19 protein-coding genes are annotated in these 20,176 nt (G+C 70.4%); 12 read left to right on the top strand and 7 right to left on the bottom strand.

Annotation, left to right across the window (positions count from 1 at the left end; all coding sequences use genetic code 11):
* Window positions 1–417 precede the first annotated feature (417 nt).
* The 6 genes from ACQEXA_RS61465 to ACQEXA_RS61440 form a co-directional block, all read right to left on the bottom strand.
* On the bottom strand, window positions 418–1,560 hold the full coding sequence (locus ACQEXA_RS61465) for a glycosyltransferase (protein ID WP_433135329.1): 1,143 nt from the start codon (window positions 1,558–1,560) through the stop codon (window positions 418–420).
* A gap of 205 nt (window positions 1,561–1,765) precedes the next feature.
* Entirely contained in the window at window positions 1,766–1,963 is a 198-nt protein-coding gene (locus ACQEXA_RS61460; protein ID WP_433135328.1) for a hypothetical protein, read from the bottom strand.
* Between the two features lie 136 nt (window positions 1,964–2,099).
* Window positions 2,100–3,005: an NmrA family NAD(P)-binding protein gene (locus tag ACQEXA_RS61455; RefSeq protein WP_432942121.1), complete on the bottom strand. Its 906-nt coding sequence runs from the start codon at window positions 3,003–3,005 to the stop codon at window positions 2,100–2,102.
* Between the two features lie 47 nt (window positions 3,006–3,052).
* A complete protein-coding gene (locus ACQEXA_RS61450; RefSeq protein ID WP_432942118.1) occupies window positions 3,053–3,805 on the bottom strand; it encodes a maleylpyruvate isomerase family mycothiol-dependent enzyme in 753 nt (250 codons plus the stop codon).
* 451 nt (window positions 3,806–4,256) lie between these two features.
* The gene (locus ACQEXA_RS61445; RefSeq protein WP_433135327.1) at window positions 4,257–5,468 is read right to left on the bottom strand and encodes an MFS transporter; all 1,212 of its coding nucleotides are present in this window, start codon (window positions 5,466–5,468) and stop codon (window positions 4,257–4,259) included.
* Between the two features lie 615 nt (window positions 5,469–6,083).
* Entirely contained in the window at window positions 6,084–6,773 is a 690-nt protein-coding gene (locus ACQEXA_RS61440; protein WP_433135325.1) for a hypothetical protein, read from the bottom strand.
* Between the two features lie 707 nt (window positions 6,774–7,480).
* On the opposite strand from ACQEXA_RS61440, the gene ACQEXA_RS61435 reads away from it, so the two are divergent.
* Window positions 7,481–9,205 (top strand): eCIS core domain-containing protein, encoded by a 1,725-nt coding sequence (locus ACQEXA_RS61435; protein ID WP_433135324.1) that lies wholly within the window; start codon window positions 7,481–7,483, stop codon window positions 9,203–9,205.
* Window positions 9,206–9,238: 33 nt separating this feature from the next.
* Here the strand turns inward: ACQEXA_RS61435 and ACQEXA_RS61430 are convergent, their stop codons facing one another.
* A complete protein-coding gene (locus ACQEXA_RS61430; RefSeq protein WP_432942106.1) occupies window positions 9,239–9,376 on the bottom strand; it encodes a hypothetical protein in 138 nt (45 codons plus the stop codon).
* Window positions 9,377–9,498: 122 nt separating this feature from the next.
* Here ACQEXA_RS61430 and ACQEXA_RS61425 point away from each other — a divergent pair, with 122 nt between their 5' ends.
* The 11 genes from ACQEXA_RS61425 to ACQEXA_RS61375 all read left to right on the top strand — a co-directional run bounded on the left by ACQEXA_RS61425 (window position 9,499) and on the right by ACQEXA_RS61375 (window position 20,161).
* Entirely contained in the window at window positions 9,499–10,089 is a 591-nt protein-coding gene (locus ACQEXA_RS61425; RefSeq protein ID WP_433135323.1) for an eCIS core domain-containing protein, read from the top strand.
* Complete coding sequence (locus tag ACQEXA_RS61420) at window positions 10,034–10,561, top strand: eCIS core domain-containing protein (protein WP_433135322.1); 528 nt, start codon at window positions 10,034–10,036, stop codon at window positions 10,559–10,561. The genes ACQEXA_RS61425 and ACQEXA_RS61420 overlap by 56 nt, the downstream gene beginning before the upstream one ends.
* Before the next feature lie 284 nt (window positions 10,562–10,845).
* Entirely contained in the window at window positions 10,846–11,283 is a 438-nt protein-coding gene (locus ACQEXA_RS61415; protein WP_433135320.1) for a hypothetical protein, read from the top strand.
* Between the two features lie 145 nt (window positions 11,284–11,428).
* Window positions 11,429–13,015, top strand: a complete 1,587-nt coding sequence (locus ACQEXA_RS61410; RefSeq protein ID WP_432942094.1) for a phage tail sheath subtilisin-like domain-containing protein — start codon at window positions 11,429–11,431, stop codon at window positions 13,013–13,015.
* Between the two features lie 73 nt (window positions 13,016–13,088).
* Window positions 13,089–13,532, top strand: a complete 444-nt coding sequence (locus ACQEXA_RS61405; protein ID WP_432942091.1) for a phage tail protein — start codon at window positions 13,089–13,091, stop codon at window positions 13,530–13,532.
* Window positions 13,532–14,035 (top strand): hypothetical protein, encoded by a 504-nt coding sequence (locus ACQEXA_RS61400; RefSeq protein ID WP_433135318.1) that lies wholly within the window; start codon window positions 13,532–13,534, stop codon window positions 14,033–14,035. Before ACQEXA_RS61405 ends, ACQEXA_RS61400 begins: the two co-directional genes overlap by 1 nt.
* Window positions 14,032–14,190 carry a DUF6760 family protein gene (locus ACQEXA_RS61395; protein ID WP_432942085.1) on the top strand — a complete coding sequence of 53 codons (159 nt, stop codon included), beginning with the start codon at window positions 14,032–14,034 and terminating at the stop codon, window positions 14,188–14,190. Before ACQEXA_RS61400 ends, ACQEXA_RS61395 begins: the two co-directional genes overlap by 4 nt.
* A 3-nt stretch (window positions 14,191–14,193) precedes the next feature.
* Entirely contained in the window at window positions 14,194–17,040 is a 2,847-nt protein-coding gene (locus ACQEXA_RS61390; protein WP_433135317.1) for a hypothetical protein, read from the top strand.
* Window positions 17,041–17,090: 50 nt separating this feature from the next.
* Entirely contained in the window at window positions 17,091–17,516 is a 426-nt protein-coding gene (locus ACQEXA_RS61385) for a phage tail protein (RefSeq protein WP_432942079.1), read from the top strand.
* A gap of 18 nt (window positions 17,517–17,534) precedes the next feature.
* A complete protein-coding gene (locus ACQEXA_RS61380) occupies window positions 17,535–18,260 on the top strand; it encodes a peptidase M23 (RefSeq protein WP_432942077.1) in 726 nt (241 codons plus the stop codon).
* The gene (locus ACQEXA_RS61375) at window positions 18,260–20,161 is read left to right on the top strand and encodes a VgrG-related protein (RefSeq protein ID WP_433135315.1); all 1,902 of its coding nucleotides are present in this window, start codon (window positions 18,260–18,262) and stop codon (window positions 20,159–20,161) included. The genes ACQEXA_RS61380 and ACQEXA_RS61375 overlap by 1 nt, the downstream gene beginning before the upstream one ends.
* The last annotated feature ends 15 nt before the right edge of the window (window positions 20,162–20,176 follow it).

Here is a 20,176-nt window from a genome sequence, read left to right as displayed (position 1 = left end):
CGCCGGGCGTGCGCGTAGCACTCTGCCACAGGTTCACTACACTTCGCTCATCCAACTGGTGAGCCTGGGAGACCGCTCCGGCGCCGGGCGAGCCCTACAACTACTACCAGCTGTGGCTGGCCGCCCTGGAGGACGTGCTCGCGGACCTGTGTGCCGTGTCCGACGGAGAGGTCACCGCGTGCACCCACGCCCTGGCCCAACGTCCCCCGGGCCACGACCACGACCATCCGCACTGATCCGCAGTGTGCTTCCCGCCCTGAGGCGCCTCTACGGCCAACTGGACGGTGTTCATTTCAGGCGCTCAATTGCCGCGGTCCGCCACCGTACGGCCCGGGGCGGGGCAGCGCGGGACCCGGCGCACGGTTGGCCGATGGCATTGGCCGCCACCAACCGCGCCGGGGCCCGAGCGCCGTCGAGCTATCCGGAGACAGCAGCGGTGATGTGCTCGGCTACCTCCGAAGCCGACGGCATCGCTGCTATTTCGTCACGGAGGCGGTGTGCCGCGGTGGTGAACGCGGGCTCGGCGAGCAATCGGCCGACCGCGGCTGCGACCGACTCTGGTTCCTGCTCTCCGATCGGCAGGGTCAGTCCGGCTCCCGCGGCCTGGAGACGATTCGCCTGGCGCTGCTGCCCGGGCGTTCCCGGAACGACGACGGCGGGGACTCCGCGGGCCGCCGTGCCGAAGGTGGTGCCAGAACCGCCGTGATGCACCACGGCCGCCACGCCGTCGAGCAACTCCGCCGCGGGCAGGAAGGAGACCAGTTCGACCCGTCCCGGCTCCAGTCCGAGACCATCGATCGTGCCACCCCCCGTGGTGGCCACCAGGTCGATGTCGAGGGTGCTCAATGACCGGAGCACCCGGCCGAGCTCCGGTGATGCCCCGGGGGCGGTGCTGAAGCTGACCAGTACCCGGGGTCGGCCGGTGCCCGGGACCCGGGGCGCATGCGGCGTGCCTTCGGGACCTTGGTGGGGTTCCGGCCTTACCGCGATGCGTTCGAGGGCTGGCAGCGCACCCTCGCGCTGCAGGCTGGGCGGGCAGAGGTCCAGCAGCCAGCGGCCGGAGGGTGCGTGGGTCGGCGCCTGCAGACCGCGATCGAGATACCGGGAGTGCGCCGTCGCGGCCATGGCGTCCAGAAGTTCCGGTTCCAGCGCCGGATCGATGGCCATCACTGCGGACGGCAGCTTGAGTGCCGCGGCAACGAGCGGCCCCACGAAATCGCAGTGCTCGGATACGACCAGATCCGGTGCCCATTCGCCCGCCCCGGCAAGAGCCTCGTCCACGGAGAGGTCGACGCGCGCTCCGGCGAAGAACTCGCCGACGAGTTCTGGTGAATGACTGGTCAGGATATTGGTGCCGGTGCGTCGGGCCACCTCGGCGATGACTGTGTCCACGGTCGGCCCCGCGGGAATCAGTCCAAAGCCCTCTGGCTCGATCGAAGCAGCCATGCCGGCGGCGGTGGCGAAGGCAACGGTGTGCCCCTGTCTCCGCAACGCCCGGGCCAGCGGAAGCAATGGCAGAAAGTGCCCGGGCATTGGGTTGTTGAATATGAGGATGCGCATGTGATCGACGCTAACTGTGCTGGTGGGCGTGGTGTCGACGGGATTGACGAGATGGCATTATTGCGGCACTCGTTTATATAAGACTATTTGTACGGTGGTGAACTGACGCCTGAAAGGCAAGCGCTTCGCGAGCGGATCCGCACGGATGCGGCCAAACGGTTTCATGCTGGGGTCTCAAATGCGGAGGCCGCCAACCGTCGGTTGATCAGCTCACAGGGCGACGCTCCTCGATCAGGCCTGCGACTGCTTTTCGGCGCTGGATCCGGGCGGCTGGCAGAGGGATGACGTTCGGGGCGTGCAGTGGTGTGAGCTGATCCCGGCCTTCGTGGGGTCGGTGCCGGTTGACGTGCTGGGCGCGGCGCGCTGTCTCGGCGGGGTTGGAGACCTCTGGTACCGGTTGCATGGTTGTCTCCTCAGCAGCGGTTGACGGCTCTCGGTCGGTTGCGTACCGACGTGTCCGGTGAGGCCGGGCCTGCCGCCATGGAGACCGCCCGGGAACGGTGGTTTTGCGGCGGGGGTCTGGCCGCGGCCGGCGTTGCTCAGCCCAAGTAGAGTTCCTTGCGTGCGGCCACGAACGCCTCGATCGACTGGGCAGGGGTGCCGGTCACGCGCTCGACGCCGTCGGCTGTACGGTCGTAGCGGTTCTCCCGGTGGAGCCGCCCCATGACGGTGATGTGCCGTTCGATGTGCGGCGGCAGGCCCACCTTCGCGAGCACCTCGGCCTCCCATCGATCCCCCGGCACATCCACATAGGACACCGGTCGGCCCAGCGCGTGCGAGAACTCCTGCGCCAGCTCGTTCATGTCGACCGACCGCGGGCCGGTCAATTCGTAGACCTGCCCGATGTGCGAAGCCGGGTCCTGGAGCACCGTGGCGACCACCCGGGCGACGTCGTGCACGGCGACCGGTGAGGTGCGCCCGCTGCCGAACGGCAGGGCGATCGTGCCGTTCTCCCGGATCGTCCGCGCCGCCAGCGTGGTGAAGAGCGGATTGTCCAGGAACGACGTGGGCCGGACGTGGACCATCGGCAGGCCCGACCAGTCGAACACCTGCTCCGCCAGCCAGTGCAGCCGCTGCTGGTGCGACTCCGAGGTACTGGTGGCGGTCATCTGCGACACCGTCATCTGGGACAGGTCGACCAGGGCGTCCAGCTGCCCGTACTCTCGCGCGACGGAGGCCACCACGGTGGCCGCAAGCAGGTGGTCGGGCGACACGCGCATCGCGAAGTACATCCGCGCGACGCCCTGCAGCGCGGCCGCGACGGTCTCGGGCCGGGTCAGATCGCCGATGACGACCTCCGCGCCGAGCCTGCGCAGCTCGGCGGCTCGCTCGTCCTCGCTGCGGACCAGGAAGCGCACCGGCACGTCCTGCGCGCGCAAATGCTCGAAGGCTGTGCGACCCACGCCACTGGCGCCGGAAATGAGAACAAGATTGCCAGCAACCATCAGTTGTCTCCGTTGATGACTAATCCAATATCCGAGTTGAGGGGTGATCAGAGGGTCAGCGAAGCTGTCAGCAGGGCGTTGGCGGCAGCGACGTCACCGTTGATCCACTCTGGCTTCGGGGCCCGGCGCTTCCAGAGGGTGAGCAGCAGATCAGCGGCGGTGGCCGCCACTGTTGCCGCCGGCGGCATGGAGTCGACCGGCCGGACCTGCGGGATGTCGGCCGGCTGGATCAGCCAGCCGTGCCCGGTGTCAGTGGTGCGCAGCGCCACCGGTGCCGGGAGCAGCTTCGGCTCCCCGCGGCTCCAGACCATGGGCATGAGCGTCGCGAAGACCTCGTCCACACCGTCGGCTGCGATCAGTGGGTTGACGTGTATCTCGGCGCCGGTGGCAAGCTGGGCGTCGAGCAGGTGAACCGCCGTCTCCATGGTCAGGCGACGGAACCAGAACGCCGCAACTGCGTCCGGACGGCCGAAGGCCCAGGTCGAGGCGGCGGGGTCGGTCTCCCTCAGGGCGGCCAGCAGGGAGGCTGCGCCCTCGGCGTACCAGTCGGCGATCTGCTGCGCGTCGGCCGGAGCGAATTGCTCCCGGCACAACGCCCCGGTCCGCACCACGACCGCCGCGAAGCGGTACACCTGCCCCAGGTGGGCGCCCAGGCCGCGCAGGTTCCAATCGCCGCAGGTGGCGACTGGAGTGCCCGTGTCGGCGGTGCGCAGCAGCTGCTCGAATGCCGCCACCTCCTCGCTGAGTGCGGCCAGGAGGGTGTCGCTGGCGAGCGGCAACGGAGCAGGGGGCGGGTTCACAGGGCCTCCAGTGAAGTAAGAAGTTCGGTGAGTCGGCGGGCATTTGCCGCTGCTCCGAGAAGCAGCCCGCCGAGAAGTGGCTATCAGGCAGGGGCTCCCCGGGAGAGCGAGGGAGATGCCAACCGGCACATAAGAGCATATGCTCGTATATGCGTGATGGCAAGAGAGCTCCCCTCAAGGGTGATCTCAATCGGTTGGCCGAGGTTTCAAGCACTCAGCAGCGCTACGACGACGCGGTGCTGCTCATGGCCTGCCTCACGGTCGCGTTCAGCACGGAGCTCAGGCCCCCCACCTCGGTGGGTGACGCAGAGTTACGGGGTCTGGCATCCGTCCGGAATACGCGACACCTGACCATGGGAGCCCACCAGTCCCACGGGCCGATGGGGCCGAAGGGAGCCCCGGGGGGCAAGGCCCCGGGGCTCCCTTCGCGTCGTGAGAACGGCTGTTGTGATCAGGCGGTCTCGGTGGCTGTGGGTGCCATAGTCGGCAGTGACTGTGCGTGGGCCGTGGCCGTGTGGTGACGGCGGATGATGAGATGCGCCGTTTCCGCTGCGATGAGGCCGAGCGCGATCAGCGCGGCGCCCATGGGGCCGAGCCAGTGTGCGCCGAGCCATGCGATTCCGGCCTGCCCGACCAGCGGCGCTATGGAGACACCGACATAGAACGTCGCAGTGTTGAGGCCGGTGAGCAGGGGGGCGGCCGTCGGCATAGCACCGATCAGGCGGTGGGTCTGCGGGGTCAGGAGTCCCCACGCGCAGATTCCCCATGCGACGAGTGCCGCGATGGTGGTGGCCAAATGCGCGCTTGACCAGGGCAGCAGTGCGAAGTCGATGGCGCATACGACGATCACGGTGTTGATGATGCGTCGGGCGCCGAGCCGGTCGACCAGGGCGCCTGAGCCCAGCGTTCCGATGGTGGACGCCACGCCCCAGATGAACAGCAGGACCGCGAGGGTGGTGCCGCTGCCGCCGGTGGCACGGTCCAGACTCTCCGCGATGAAGGCGTAGACGATGTACAGGCCGGTGAAGACGAGCAGGGTGGTCAGCAGTGTCATGCCGATGCGGCGGTCGCCCAGCGGGGCGAGGCGGGCGCGCAGCGGCACCAGCGGCGGGCTGGGGATCTTTGGCAGCAGCAGGGCGATTCCCGCGGCGGCGAGCAGGCCGAGTGCGGAGACGAAGAGCATGGTGGCGCGCCAGTTGCCGGTGAGGCTGCCGATCGCGGTGCCGATGGGAGAGCCGAGCGCGGTCGCGGCGCTGAGTCCGGCCATGACGGTGGCGATGGCGCGTCCCCGGCGCTCCGGCGGTGCGAGCGCGGCGGCCGCGGCGACGGCGGTGGGGCTGACCATGGCGCCGCCGAGCCCGGCGACCGCCCGCGAGGCCAGGGCCACACCGAAGACGGGGACGAGTGCCGTCAGGAGGTTGCCCACAATGAAGATGCCGAGCCCGGTGAGGAACAGCGTGCGGCGCGGCCAGCGCGTGGTGAGTGCTGCCATGACGGGGCCGAGGACGGCGTAGGAGAAGGCGTAGGCGGTGATCAGCCATCCCGCGGTGCCGACGCCGACGCCGAGGGAGTGGGCCGCGTCCGGCAGGATGCCTGCGATGACGAAGCTGTCGGTGCCGATGGCGAACAGTGCAGCGGTCAGGACGAGGAGTGATCGATACACGTCGGAGCTTTCTCCCAACATCTAACGGAAGCTGTTACAAAAATGGTTCGGGGGAAGGCGATCCATGTGGAACGGCCTGTGAAACGACGGCCCACCAGAGGGGCCAGGGATGACGGCGGTGCCTCTGGGCACTTTCGCAACGGTGACGGTCGCCAGTTCGGCGTTGTCTACGCTTCCTGAAAACCGACCCGGCAGTCCGCGAATCTTGGCCCAAGGGAGATATCCACCGCCAGATGAGAGCATATGCTCTTATTTGTGTGATGGCAAGGCACGCGCCAAACCGCGAACACCCTCTTGAGCCCGGCTCCGCCCTGCTCAACTCCGGCTGCTGCGAGGCCAGCCCGGGTCTCGAGCGACTGGCCGACCGCATCATCACCGAAGTTTTCAAGCCCCCAGCAGCGCCGCGACGGCGCGGGGCTGCCCCCCGGCCCCTCTTGAAGGCGGAGACAGCCAGGATGCACCCCAGGCAACGCCCGAGCCGGGCTGCCGGCCGGCTTCCATGGCATGGGCAGCGACCGTCTGTCGACTCGAGCATCGGATGCCGGACGCGACTGCGGCGCCGCCCCAGCGGGGTGGCGCCACAGCAGAGCTGCTGGGGGCTGCAGGAAGGGCTTCTTACTTCGTCACACCCCAGAGCTGGCCGGCGGGCACGTGGGACGGGTTGCCCATCAGCCTGGCGACCCGGATCTGCATGGGCACCGCAGTCCGGTGACCGCCGTTCCCGTCGGCGCTGTGTGTGAAGGTCATCGCGTAGGGGTGGGCGAAGTCCGTGGTCGAGCCGCTGACCAGCGGGAAGTGTCCCTGGGGGGCGGTCGAAGGTGAATCCGCGGTGTCGATGATCCAGACGGTCCTGCCGGACTTGCCACACTTCTGCAGAGTAAGGCCCTCATTCTGGTACGCGGTGTGAGCCAGGCCCGCACACAGTCCACTGCGCTTGCCATGCGGCGCGTACTCGACCTCCACCGCAGTCAGGTTGCCGTAGTGCTTGTTCACCTCCGCGGACACGAGGCCGTCCTTGTAGAAGTCGGACACCAGGCCCTTGCGGTGGCCGACGATGTCCCCAGCCGGGTTGGACGTGCTCACGGGGTGCATCGCGGTGGGCTGGCCGACCCTCGCCACCCCCCGATACACGGTCTCGACCAGGTTGGGCTGTTCGGAGGTGCCGAACTTGGCACTGTAGATCTTGATGCAGCTGTCGCCACACTCCGGGGTGGCCGCGTTCGCGGAAAGCGTCCCCACCGTGCTGAGGCCACCAACCATGGTCACCATCGCCGCCGCAGCGAGCACCTTGTTCTTGACAGACATAGAAGTTCCTTTGCTTTGATCACAGCCGCACCCTGCGCACTGCTTCGGTGGATCATGGGCTCAGGCCGACACGCTGGCGGCCGGTCCCACCGATCGCCTGCATCGCGACGGCCACCGCAACTCCCGCTGCGCCACCCCCGTTACGGCCTTCTTGCCTCTCACTGGCGGCCGCCTGATCGGGGTGTGGCCATGGAGCATGAATCCTCTTGGGAAGTGGGAGGCCCTCCACTTAGGAGCATATGCTCATATTGGTGGAGCGGCAAGGGGAGACGGTACAGCCGAGGTCGGCGTAGCGACTTTGGTCGGGAGTTTCAATGAGTGGTGTGCATCGTGAAGTTGCTGGTCACGGGTCTGGTGTGAGCGGTCGGGAGAGCTACTCGCGCTGGTCGTCGGCCGATGTCCACGGCGTAGATCGTCCCCACCCTCCGCGCACTGGCCCAAACCGCCGCCGACCTCGGCCCCATCACACTGTGACAGCGAAAACGGCCGGCACCTGGGGCACGGTCCGTCACAGCCCGCCCGCGCGGTCGGGCGCAGTCCAGGCGGTGCAGGTGCTGCCTACCCGACCGTGGGGCTGGGCCTCGCGGGCACCGGGGTCTGCCCGTGAGTAAGGCCGTGCGGTCCTTGTGGCGTCTCCGTCGGTTGTCGAGGGTGTCCATGAGGACTACTTCGGTTCAGGGCGTCCGGCATGAGATCAAGGAGATCCTTTGACACGCGACCACTTGGCGATGGACACGTCCGCACAGCGGGAGCCGAAGGCCAAGCCGGTGTCCCGGGCGGTCGGCGCGAAGGGCTGGACGCCCGGGGGGCCGGTGGACCGGGCCGGTGTGACGGCGCTTCAGCGGGCCGTGGGCAATGCCGTGGTCGCCCGGCTGGTCGAGGAGCAGTGGCACGCTCACGGTCCCGGCTGTGGGCATACGGACGGGACCGTGCAGCGGTCGGCCGTCCATGAGGTGCTGCGCGGCGCGGGTCAGCCGATGGGCGGTGCGCTTCAGCAGGAGATGGAGTCCCGGTTCGGCGGCGCGGACTTCTCCGACGTACGTCTGCACACGGGGGCCCAGGCGCGCCGCTCGGCCGAGGAGGTCGGGGCGCGTGCCTACACGTCGGGCAGCAGCATCGTCATCGGTGACGGCGGCGCCGACAAACACACCCTCGCTCACGAACTCGGGCATGTCCTTCAGCAGCGGCAGGGGCCGGTGGGCGGTGAGGCCGACCCGCGGGGCCTGCGCATCTCCAAGCCCACCGATCCTCTGGAGGTGGCTGCCGAGCGGCAGGCCCACGAGGTGATGCGGGGACAGGTGCCGGTGCTGCGGAAGGCCGACAGCGACACGCCGGTTCCGCAGGAAGCCGCGGCCTCCTCGACCGTGCCGGCCGTCCAACGCGCCCCGCTCCATGTCACGCACGAAGGGGACGAGACCACGGGCCTGCAGGCCGTGGACTCCGACAACAAGCAGGACGTCCGCCGGTTCGTCTTCGATTCGATCCTCGATGGCAACCACGAGGCGGTCTCGCTCGTCATGAACCGTCTCAAAGCCCTCGATCCGCAGCCAACCTATCTCGCCAACCTCCGCGAGGAAGTGTCTCAGGGCCCTGCCCAGGAACGCCGCCCTCTCATCCCGCCCCTGGTCCATTTCATCTGGATCGGCGGCGGCATCAGCAAGGACGCGCTCGACAACGTCCTGGCGTGGGCGGAGAAGGCCCAGAACTCCGACTGGCGCATCAACCTCTGGACGGACAAGCGCAGTACCTGGTCGTGGGCCGACAAGCTCCGGGTAAAGGTGGCCAAGGCGATCGAGTTCAAGTACATCGAGGACGCCCTCGACGAGCGGGTTGCGGCCACGTACGAGAAGGCGACCAAGGGTCCGGCGAAGGCGTACCCCTTGGCCTCCGACATCGCCCGGTACAGCATCCTCAAGAAGCTCGGCGGCGTGTACGCCGACGTGGACCTGGGCTCCGGGACGATCGACCTCAAGCAGACCCGGCCGACGCTCCGCGAGAACGACGTCCCGGTCCTCGGGCCCCTCATCCGGGACAAGGGCAGCCTCAACGCCTCCCTCTCGGCTGCGGGGGCCCCGCCCGTCACGGGGGTCGCGACCGCGGAGCAGGTCAGGACCGCGGCACGCTACCTCCTCGGCACGGGTGGCTACGGCAACCACTTCATCGGCGCGCAGCGGAACTCCGCCGTCATGGAGAAGATGATCGACAAGATCGCCCGTTCCATCGGGGACATGGACGCCGAAGAACTCCACATGGCCGGCCCCGTGGCGACCGGGCCCTTCGCCCTCATCCAGGTGGTCGACCAGCACCTCAGCTCGGAGTTCGGCGTCCAGAGCCTCCAGGCCGGAGAGCACCAGCTGTTCCAACAGGCGGGGCAGCAGTTCCACGACCACATGCAGTGGCTGACCGCGGAGAGCGAGAACCAGAACTACTGACACTGTGACCCGCCGGACAGCCGGGCCGCGCATTCAGCGGCGCCCGGTCTCCGCGGCGAAGGCGTCGAGCAGGGCGAAGGTGCGCGCCGGTTGTTCGAGATGGGGCAGGTGGCCCGCCTCCGCCACCGCTTCGAAGCAGGCGTTTCCGACCGGTCGTCGGCCGATGTCCACGGCGTAGATCGTCTGACATGTCGTTCGTGGCCCGTCCTCGGGTTCTGCTGCGCTTGCCGCGGTACCGCTCCTACGATCCGTCACCGAGCCGGTACGCCGGGAGAGCGTGGGAGGGTATGGGGATGCGGGAGCTGGAGCGGATTACGGCTCGCCGGAGCGAACTGGACACGCTCGCTGCGGAGTTGACCAAGCAGCTGCAGGAGGTCCAGGCCGAGCGGGAGGAGCTCGTGATCGCCGAGCGGGTCCTGAACCGGCTGGCCGAGCAGGACCGGGCCGCCAAGGAGGCCACCGTGACCGTCGCCCCGACGCCCGCCTGGGTGGCAGGGCGGGCGATTCTGCTGATCCCGCACCGCGGCGAGACTCCCGACGAGTCCGCCCTGCCCAACGACTACCGCAAGATCCTCGCAATCGTGCGGGCCGCCGGGAATGCCGCCGTGGCCGAACTGGCCGAACTGGCCGAGCAGGGCCAGCACGTGCACGGCGCGGGATGCGGCCACCGGCAGTCCGTGCAGCGCTCCAGCGTCGACCAGGTCATCCGGTCGGCGGGCGTACCGCTCGCGGGGCCGGTCTGGCAGGACATGGAGGCCCGCCTCGGCGCGGACTTCGGCGACGTACGCCTGCACACCGACGCCGCCGCCCCGGCGTTCGGCCGCCGAGGTGGGCGCACAGGCCTACACCTCCGGCAACCATGTCGTCATCGGCGAGGGCGGTGACGACAGCCACACCCTGGCCCACGAGCTCACCCATGTCCTCCAGCAGCGGCGCGGCCCCGTCGCCGGCACCGACAACGGCAACGGCAACGGCAACGGTCTACGGATCAGCGACCCGCCGGACCGCTTCGAGCGCGAGGCGGAGACGAACGCCCGGCAGGTGATGTCCGGGCCGGCCCCGGCCGTGCAGCGGTCGGTCCAGGACGCCCCGGCGCAGCGGCGGCAGTCCGCTCCGGCGCCCGTGGTGCAGCGGATGCCGAGCAGTGCCACCGCCACCACACCGGAGCTGGACCTGATGAAAGGCGCGACGGTCCGCGACATGGGCGGCGGCTTCAAGAAGTACATCGTCAGCGGGTCCAATCCAGGGAACGATCCGAATCCCCTCTTCCGGGGCATGCGGGCAGACGAGTTCGCGGGCCTGCGCTCCGGAGCCCTGCCGCAGGGGGGCTCGTACCCAGGCTCACCAGTTGGATGAGCGAAGCGTAGTGAACCTGTGGCAGAGTGCGACGCGCACGCCCGGCGCCCAGGCGACGTCGGGCACCCTCCTCGGTCGGGTCTTGCGGCCCGGTCGACCAGCGTCCGGAGGGACGTGCCACGCGGGCTGGCGGCTCCTGTCGTTCAGTACCAGGGCACGAAGGCGATTGGCTCCCAAGGCTGAGCAACGCTCAGACTCGCTAAGCCAGTCAGAGACGCTTCTCACCGACGCGTGAGTACTCCGAGGGCTATATCACCAACAGCCAGAATTCCGGCACACATCTGGTGGAGTTCTACCGGCCCCGGCCGGTAGACGCGAACAACAATCCGATCCCCGACGTGGACGCCCTCCTCAAGCAGGCGGGCGCCGGTACGAAGGCCGAGAACGGGATCCTCTCCACAGCCGTCGGCATGACCGCCTCATATACACCGCAAGTGCTGAGCAACACGCGGAAGAACGAAGAGCGGGACGAGAAGCTGAGGAAGCTGAGGAAGCTGAGGCAGGAGCTGGAGCAGGCCAAAGCAGACGTCACCAACCCCGCGAAGGCCGGGTTCAAAAAGCAGGCCGCGAAACGCGCCACCGCCAGACAGGAAGAGATCAACAAACTTTCGGCGACGGGGCCGCTGTATCCCGCCATGGGCGACGCCGTGAAGGCCCTCAACGCCGCGATCGCCAGGGGCGACGTCGCATGGCGGCTGGTCACCTTCAAGACCCCCGCCTGACCGTCGCGGTCAAACCCTCACCGAGGCGGTTGCCCCTGAGGGCCACGGATGTGCCCCCGGTATGGCACCGCAGGACGTTTCGGCGGGCGCGCTGCGCGCGTGAGGGTGAGAGGCGTCCTGACTCGTACCCCGAGGAGAACCGAGCATGCCGTCCTACCTGTCGCCCGGCGTATACGTCGAGGAGGTGGCCAGCGGATCGCGCCCGATCGAGGGGGTCGGCACCTCGGTGGCGGCCTTCGTCGGGCTCGCGCCTACCGGCCCGCTGAACGAGCCGACTCTGGTGACCAACTGGACGCAGTACGTGGCGGCCTTCGGTGACTTCACCGACGGGTACTACCTCGCGCACTCCGTCTACGGCTTCTTTAACAACGGCGGCACGGCGGCGTACGTCGTCCGCGTCGGCGGCTCCCTGGCGGGTGCCTCCGGCGACGCCGCGTCCCCGGGCGCGGTGACCGGCTCGGCTGAGCCGGCCGCGCTGCCCGCCGGTGAGCCCAAACGGCTCGGCACGTTCACCGTCAGGGCCACCGCGGGGGGCCACGACGGCCCCCTGAGCGTGGAGATCGCCGACGCGGAGGGCGAGGGCCCTGCCGAGCGCTTCAAGCTGATCGTCAAGGATGGCGACAAGGCCGTCGAGACGTTCGATGTGAGCGCCAAGAAGGGCAATCGCAGCTACGTCGTCACCCAGGTCAAGGAGCGTTCCAAGCTCGTGGCCGTGGCCGAGGCCGCGCCGTCGGCGCAGCTGGCCCGCCCCGAGAATCAGACGGTGACGCTGGCCGCGCCACCCGTTGCCCCCGCCGCATCGGCCGGCGAGGACACGGCGCAGCTCGGCCCGGCGCAGTACCTCGGCGACAGCGCCGACCGCACCGGTTTCGGCGGCCTGGAGGCCATCGACGGGGTGTCCATGGTGGCCGTACCCGACTTGATGGCCGCCTACCAGCGCGGCGCGATCGACCTGGAGGCCGTCAAGGCGGTCCAGGTCGGACTGATCGCGCACTGCGAGCTGATGGGCGACCGGGTCGCGATCATCGACCCGCCACCCGGCCTGAATGCCCGTCAGGTCCGGGTCTGGCGGCAGGAGACGGCCGGCTACGACTCCAAGTACGCCGCCTTGTACTACCCGTGGATCAAGTCCTTCGACCCGGCCACCGGCCAGGCCCGTTTGGTTCCGCCGAGCGGCCACGTCGCCGGCATCTGGGCCCGCAACGACTCCGAACGCGGCGTGCACAAGGCGCCCGCCAACGAGGTGGTGCGCGGCGCGGTCGACCTGGAGATCCAGATCACCCGCGGCGAGCAGGACCTGCTCAACCCGATCGGCGTCAACTGCATCCGTGCCTTCCCGGGCCGCGGCATCCGGGTCTGGGGCGCCCGCACCTTGTCCTCCGACCCGGCCTGGCGCTACTTGAACATCCGCCGGTACTTCAACTACCTGGAGGAGTCGATCCTGATCGGCACCCAGTGGGTGGTGTTCGAACCGAACGACCACGCGCTGTGGGCCCGCATCCGGCGCAACGTGTCCGCTTTCCTGGTCAACGAGTGGCGCAGCGGCGCCCTCTTCGGTGCCCGGCCCGAGGACGCGTTCTACGTCAAGTGCGACGAGGAGACCAACCCGCAGGAGTCGGTCGACGTCGGCCGGGTCGTGTGCGAGGTCGGGATCGCCCCGGTCAAGCCGGCCGAGTTCGTGATCTTCCGGCTGGCCCAGTTCTCCAGCGGCGGCGGGGAGCTGGAGGAGTAGGCCACGGCCGGCTTCCGTAACCGCTCCCCCCCGTTAGACCTCCCAGCAGGAAAGCAAGAAGGACGGCGAACACATGAGTCTCCAGCCGGGTGATGCCCTCACCTCACACAATTTCGGCCTGCAGATCGACGGCGTGATGGTCGAGTACCTCGCCGAGGTCAGCGGCCTCAGCCTGGAACAGGACGTCATCGAGTACCAGCAGGTCTCCGCGCAGGGCAAGCCGGTCACCAAGAAGCTGCCGGGCGCGAAGAAGGCGGGCACCTGCACGGTCGTACGCGGCATGACGCAGTCCGCGGCTTTCAACCAGTGGATCAGCGAGTCGATCAACGGCGCGATGGGTACCGCCCGCAAGAACGCCACGATCATGGTGATGGACTATCAGAACAATCCGGTCAAGCGGTACAACATGCGCAACGCCTGGTGCAGCAAGATCGACACCAGCACCGTGAAGGCCGGTGAGGCGTCGGCGCTGACCGAGACCGTGACCATCACGTTCGAAGAACTGGTCATCGAGTAATGCGGCGTACGGCTGTCCAGACGGCGGGCGGGCCCGTCCCGCCGCCGTCCGTGCCGTCGGCCGGGGGGCCGGACACGTCACCGGCGCCGGGGCCCGTGCCCGGCGCCCCGGCCCCCGCGGCCTCGGCGCACCGCCTGCAGACGGAGTTCCCCTTCGAGTTGCCGCGCGGCTACGTCGACGAGTCGGGCACGGTCCACCGCGACGGCGTGATGCGGCTGGCCACGGCCCGCGACGAACTGGTCCCGCTGCGGGACATCAGGGTCCAGGAGAACCCCGCCTACCTGTCGGTGGTGCTGCTCGGTCGGGTCATTACCCGCCTCGGTACGCTGCCGCTGGTGCACGACGGGATCGTGGAGAGCATGTTCGCTTCCGACCTCGCGTTCCTCCAGGACTTCTACCGCCAGGTCAACGCCGAGGGCCACACCCGCGCCTCGGTGGAGTGTCCCCACTGCTCGGAGCTCTTCGATGTGGAACTCGGCGGGAGCCGCCTGGGGGAATCGTGACGTACGCGACCGACCGGCTGCACGAGGAGATCGCGTACGTCGCCTACCACTTCCACTGGAGCCTGGACGAGATCCTGGACCTTGAACACCACGACCGGCGCCGTTACGCGGACCACATCGCGTCCCTGGTGACGCGGGGCGGGGCGGAGGGCTGAGGCATGGGGTTCCTGGACCGTTTCCGGGACCGGCGCTCCGGCTCCGCCATGGGCGGCACGCCGACGGGCACGGACGCCGGGACACAGTCCGCCACGGACGGGAGCACGGCCGGAGGTAGCATCCCGGCCGCCGAAGAGGCGCGTTTGCTCCCGGCGGCCGCCTGGCCCGCGCTGCCGCCCATCCAGCGTGCGGTGGCCGGGGGGACGTCGGGTGTCGCCGACCCCGGGTTCGGTGGCCGACTGGCCACCTGGCAGAACCCCTCCTTCACCGGCACGCTGTCGCACGCCGTCCTGGACGGAGGCCTGGGGAGCCTGGTGGGCGACCTGCTGTCCTCGCGGTCGCACCCGGCGGCGCCTCTCCCGCAATCTTTTCCCGCCCTGCCGGTGCCCGCCCCGCCACGGCCGGCGGACCCCGCTCCGCAGCCGGCCGCTCCCGCGGCCCCGGCGCGGGGCATCCACGTGTTCGCGGCACAACAACGCGCGGCGGCGGCCCCGGGCCTGCTGACAAAGTCGGCCCCCGCCCCGGTGCAGCGGCGGACACTGCCCGCCCGGATCCCGTCCGGTGCCGCCGGATCCGCTCCGGCCCCCTCGGGCACGGCCCGTGGCACGGATGGTCACGGCGAGGGCACGGCGACCGGCAAGGAACTTACTCCGGGCCCGGACGCGGCCGGCGTCCCAACTCCCGTACCGGCGACGGAGCGGCGGCCCGGCGTCCCCGGTACGCGTCGGCTCCAGCGGGCGGTGACGCGGCAGTCCGGTATCCATGGTCCGCGCATCTCTCCGCAGACGGGCGGCGATACGGCCTCCCGCTCAGCGGCACACGCGGGTCCGGCACCGACCGCTCCCGCGTCAGGCAGCGGCACACCGACCGTGCGGAGGGCCCCGGCCCGGCCGAGTCCGCCGGCCGGGAGCGCATCGGCGCTCCTGCCCACTTCGGACGGCGCGGTGAAGTCACCCGCCGCCGCGGGCGGTTTGCCGCCCGCGAGCCCGTCCGCCGCCCCGGGCGCATCCGTGCAGCGTGCTGCGCTCGGCCCTACCCCACCGTCGCCCGCCCCCGGACGAGCGCCCGGTACCGCCGGTGCCGCCGCCGGTCCGGCAGCCGGGCCCGTCGTCATGCGGTCCACGGCCACCGGCCCCTCCGCCACCGGTTCCGTAGCCCCTGGCACGCCCCGGGCAGCGACGGATGCGCCTGCGGCCGTTCCTGCGCGCCCTGTCGCCACGCCCACGTCCTCCGCCACCGGTTCCGCACCGGGCGTCCAGCACAGCGCCTCCGGTACGACGGCTCCGCCGCGTCGCGCCGGCCTGGGCGCCCCCACCTCACGCGGAAACGCACCGGGCACGGACCGGACCGCCCGCCACCCTGGCCCGGCCGCGTCGCCCGCGGTGCCCGACACGGCCACAGCGAGCGGCGCCGAAACGCTCCCGGTCTCCGTCCAACGGGCCACGTCGACCGCTCCGCCGCCCCCGCCCGCCCCCGACGGCCCCCACGGTGCGCCCGTGGCGGGTCCGGCCCGGGCGTCGATCGCTCCGGCCGACCAGCACGCGTTCCGGGCAGCCGATCCCAACTCCGGTGAGCGGAGTTCACGGCCTGAGCCGCTGTCCGCGGTCCAGCGCACCGTCGCCCTCGGTGCCCCCCTGCCGGGCGCCGCCGCCACGCCCGCCTCGCCGTCCATGCCGACGCCCCCGCGCGCAGCGGGGACGCCCGCGCCCGCCGCCGCCCAGCGTCCGGCGGAAGCCCCTGTACCCGCGTCCGCCGACGGCTCGGCAGTCCGTGCGCGTCCCGTGCTGGGCGCCCCCCTCTCCGCCCGCCCCGCGGACACGACGCCGCTCGACGCGCCCGGACGCGTTCCCGTTGTGCAGCGCACCACCGGGTCCCGGGGCACCGCCCTCCGCCCGGCGGGTGCGCCGCTTCCCGGCGCGGTCCGGTCGTTTGTCCCCGGAGCCCCACCGGCCCCCGGTACGTCTTCGGGCCACCCCGTGCACCGCAGCGCCACCCAGCCCACTACGAGCGCCCCGCACTCCGCCCCACCGCCGTCCGCGGCCAGGCCGACCGTCGCGTCCGTACATGGTCCCGTCCCTTCCGCTTCCGGCCACATCCCGCCCACCGCGCCGAAGGCCTTCGCCCCGGCCTTCCCGGCCGCCCCTTCGCGCATGAGGAACACGCAGCCCACAGCGCCAGCCGTGCGGACGCTGCGGCCCGCTTCCGTCACCGGCCTTCCGCCGACGGCCGCCCGCGGCCTGCGCCCGTTCCCGGCCGACGTGACCGCCGTCCAGCGCCGTGCAGGCGCGGCGGCCGTACCGTCGCGCCGTACCGCGTCCGGCGCCGACACGAGGCCCGTTGTCCACCCGCGCCACGCACCCGCTGCCCCCCAGCACACGGACACCGCACCGACCGGCCCCCTGCCGACCGCACCCGCCGGCCCCGCCGTTCAACGTCGCCCCCGGCCGGCCACCGCGCCGACGGCGGCCCCCCTCGGTCCCGCCGCGCCCGTCGCCGCCCCGGCGGCATCCCCGGCCTCGGTCTCCCCCCTTCCGGTTCCGCCGTCCCCACCCGTCGCCCAGGAGTCCGTGGTCCAGCGCAGTCGGGACATCCGTACCGCCGCGGCACCTCCGCCCGGCGGTCCGCCACCTGCCCACACGCCGCCTGGGAGTCCCCCGCCGCACACCGGGGGCGCGCCCCCGCCCGCGTACGCGGAGGTTCCCCAGGGGGGATTCGACCCCCGCTCCCTGACCGACTTCCAGCTCGACGAGCTGACGCACCGGCTGACCGGCCGGATCACCCGGCTGCTGCGCACCGAGCTGCGGCTGGACCGGGAGCGGGTCGGCAGACTCCGCGACCCCCGGCGCTGACCCCGCAAGCACACCGCACCACGTAACACCCCCTCCAGAAAGGTGCCTCGATGTCCCGCGATCTCGACCCGGGCTCCACCGTCTTCTTCACCCTGACCATCGACGGCGAGAGCCTCGGTTACTTCAACGGGTGTGAGGGACTGTCGTCCACGGTGGAGATCGAGCACCGTCAGGAGGGCGGCAACAACGGCTTCGTCTGGCAGCTCCCCTCCCGTGTGACGTTCTCCACCATCCGGCTGACCCGCCCGCTCACCCCGGACACCACCAAGGTCGCCAAGTGGATCTCCTCCGTGACCACCGGAGTGACCCGGCCGACCGCCCAGATCGCGGCGCTGCGCGCGGACGGGTCGGAGGTGGCCCGGTGGGGACTGATCGACGTGCTGCCGGTCAGCTGGCAGGGGCCGTCCCTCGACCCGGCCACCCCGGGCGTCGCCACGGAGGTCCTGGAGATCACCCACCACGGGTTCACGGACTGAGGGAGAGGGAGGACTGTCATGGCCAAGGGAGGCAGCGGCGGTGCCGGCAAGAGCCTGGTCCGCGCCACGCTCGCGATCCACGAGCCGCCCGTCGGGTTCAGCACCACGCCGGGTGGCCTCATCAAGTCGTTCGGGTTCGACTTCAACCCCGCGCAGTTGTCGCTGGGGCGCCGTGCCCAGTGGAAGGTGACGCCCACGGCGGCCGTGCGGGACGGCTCGGTACCGGAGTTCATGGGACCCGAGCCGCGGCAGATGACGCTGGAGATCTTCCTGGACTCCTCCGACGAGCCCAGCAGCAACACCGTGCTGAAGAAGGTGGAGTCGCTACTGGAGTGCTGCGAGGTGACCAGCAAGTCCATCGCCGCGAAGCAGCCGTCGCCGCCCTGGGTGGTGTTCCAGTGGGGCTCGTTCTCCACGGCCCGCTTCACCGCCTACGTCAGCAGCGTCGAGGCGACCTACTCGCTGTTCGGTACCACGGGTGTGCCGATCCGCGCCACCTGCCAGGTGCGACTGCACGAGATCCCCAGCAAGACCAAGGGGCAGAACCCCACCTCGGGCGCGCTGACCGCGAAGCGCGTGCACCAGGTGGTGGCGGGCGACTCACTGCAGTCCCTGGCCTGGAGGGAGTACGGCGACGCATCCGCCTGGCGGGCGATCGCCGAGGCCAACGGCATCGACGACCCCGCCCGCCTGCCGTCCGGCATCGACCTGGTGCTGCCCGCCGCCGAGGAGGTGCGTTTCTGATGGTGCAGTCCGCCTACTCCAGCGTCATCCAGGTCATCCTCGGCGGCCGCCCGCTGCCGTCGGACTACGCTCCGCTGCTGGTGGACGGATGGGTCGACCAGGGCCTCGGGGTGCCGGCCGCGTTCCGGCTCACCTTCCGCGACCCCTACCGGCAGATTCTCGGCAAGCTGGGCGTGAAGTTCGGCGCCCCGGTGGTACTTGCCTCGGTCGCCGACGGCCAGGGTGCCTCCGACCCGCTGCTGACCGGCGAGGTGTGGGGCCTTGAGGCCGACTACGACGGCACCGGCACGTTCACCGTCATCCGCGGCTACGACCACGGTCACCGATTGATGCGCCGGCGCCGGGTGGCCGCCTACCGCAACCAGAGCGCCTCCGACATCGCCCGCAAGCTCGCCACCGAGGACGGTGTCCCGGTCGGGCGGATCGAGTCGACGAAGACGGTGTACGAGTTCATCAGCCAGGCCAACACCACCGACTGGGACTTCCTCGCCCGCCTCGCCGACGAGAACGAGATGGTGATGTCCATCGACGCCAGGGGCCGGTTCCAGTTCGTCCGCCCCGACCCGGCGTCCGGCGCACCGCCGGTCAGCACGCCCGGCGAGAAGAGCCCGTTCGTCCTGGAGGCCGGCACCGACATCCTGCGGCTGCGGGCCGCGGTCACCGCCGCCGAGCAGGTCGGCTCCGTCGAGACACGCGGCTGGGACGTCACCACGAAGAAGCAGCTCACGGCCACCGCGCCCGCCACCGCCAACCCGGGCATCAGCATCGGCACCACGCCCGGCGAGGCGGCCGGGAAGTTCAAGCCCGTCAAGCTGGTCGACGCGCAGACGCCGTACGACCGGCACTCGGAGGTGAAGTTCGCCGCCGAGGCCCTCGCCGACGACGTCACCTCCTCGTTCGCCGAGCTGGAGGTCGTCGCGCGCGGCACGCCCCGACTGCGCCCCGGCCTGCCCGTCACCCTCGCCGACGTCGGCGCCCCCTTCGAGGGCAAGTACACCGCCACGTCCGTACGACACGTCTTCGGCGACGGCAAACACTACGAGGCGTGGGTCACCGTCAGCGGACGGCAGTGGCGCTCGCTGTACGGACTGTCCTCCGGCGGCGGCACGCAGGGCGGGCTCCGGCTCCCCGGCACCGTCAACGCGCTCGTCACCGACGTCCAGGACCCGCTCAAGCAGGGACGGGTCAAGTTGCAGTTCCCGTGGCTGGACGACGCCTACATCAGCGACTGGACGCGGGTGGTCCAGTGGGGCGGCAAGGACGGCGGCTCCCTCTTTCCGCTGGACGTCGGCGACGAGGTACTGGTCGGATTCGACCGGGGTGCCCTCGACCATCCGTATGTCATCGGCGGCCTCTACAACGGCAAGGACGTACCGACCCCGGTCAAGGACGTGCCGCTGCACGACGGGGCGCGCCGGCGGGCGTCCCGGCACACGCTGTCCGACCGCGACGGCAACCGCATGGACCTGCTCAGCCAGAAGACCGGCGGTCGCAAGCAGGGCGTACGCCTGACCACCGGCGACGACCAACTGGTCATCCATCTCGACCGGACGCAGACCGAGATCACCGTCGACAGCAAGGGGACGGTCAGCATCAAGGGCAGCAGGTCGGTGTCGGTGGAGGCGGGGACGGACCTCACGCTCAGTGCGGCCCGGAAGCTGACCATCAAGAGCGGCGGGATGCTGGACATCGAGGGCCGCGGCATGGTCAACGTCAAGTCACTCACCGGCGCGGTGACCGTGGACGCGACGGGCGTGCTCAACCTCAAGGCGGTCGGCGCCGCGAACCTCAGCGCCGGCGGCAGCGTGCAGGTCAACTCCGTCGCCAACGTGGGCATCCGGGCCATCTCCGTCCCGATCATGGGCTTGACCACCATCAACGGGAAGCCGGTGCCGCTGTGACCGTCTCGAAGGGTA

Source organism: Streptomyces sp. CA-106110, from assembly GCF_050936285.1.
In the GTDB taxonomy this organism is placed as follows: Bacteria; Actinomycetota; Actinomycetes; order Streptomycetales; family Streptomycetaceae; genus Streptomyces.
This window is presented reverse-complemented; position numbering and strand designations above follow the sequence as displayed.

Bases quoted from the DNA above. Each gene is read 5' to 3' on its own strand.
- ACQEXA_RS61465 (WP_433135329.1), bottom strand. From the start codon at position 1,560: ATGCGCATCCTCATATTCAACAACCCAATGCCCGGGCACTTTCTGCCA.
- ACQEXA_RS61460 (WP_433135328.1), bottom strand. From the start codon at position 1,963: ATGCAACCGGTACCAGAGGTCTCCAACCCCGCCGAGACAGCGCGCCGC.
- ACQEXA_RS61455 (WP_432942121.1), bottom strand. From the start codon at position 3,005: ATGGTTGCTGGCAATCTTGTTCTCATTTCCGGCGCCAGTGGCGTGGGT.
- ACQEXA_RS61440 (WP_433135325.1), bottom strand. From the start codon at position 6,773: ATGTCTGTCAAGAACAAGGTGCTCGCTGCGGCGGCGATGGTGACCATG.
- ACQEXA_RS61425 (WP_433135323.1), top strand. From the start codon at position 9,499: ATGCGGGAGCTGGAGCGGATTACGGCTCGCCGGAGCGAACTGGACACG.
- ACQEXA_RS61410 (WP_432942094.1), top strand. From the start codon at position 11,429: ATGCCGTCCTACCTGTCGCCCGGCGTATACGTCGAGGAGGTGGCCAGC.
- ACQEXA_RS61405 (WP_432942091.1), top strand. From the start codon at position 13,089: ATGAGTCTCCAGCCGGGTGATGCCCTCACCTCACACAATTTCGGCCTG.
- ACQEXA_RS61400 (WP_433135318.1), top strand. From the start codon at position 13,532: ATGCGGCGTACGGCTGTCCAGACGGCGGGCGGGCCCGTCCCGCCGCCG.
- ACQEXA_RS61390 (WP_433135317.1), top strand. From the start codon at position 14,194: ATGGGGTTCCTGGACCGTTTCCGGGACCGGCGCTCCGGCTCCGCCATG.
- ACQEXA_RS61385 (WP_432942079.1), top strand. From the start codon at position 17,091: ATGTCCCGCGATCTCGACCCGGGCTCCACCGTCTTCTTCACCCTGACC.
- ACQEXA_RS61380 (WP_432942077.1), top strand. From the start codon at position 17,535: ATGGCCAAGGGAGGCAGCGGCGGTGCCGGCAAGAGCCTGGTCCGCGCC.
- ACQEXA_RS61375 (WP_433135315.1), top strand. From the start codon at position 18,260: ATGGTGCAGTCCGCCTACTCCAGCGTCATCCAGGTCATCCTCGGCGGC.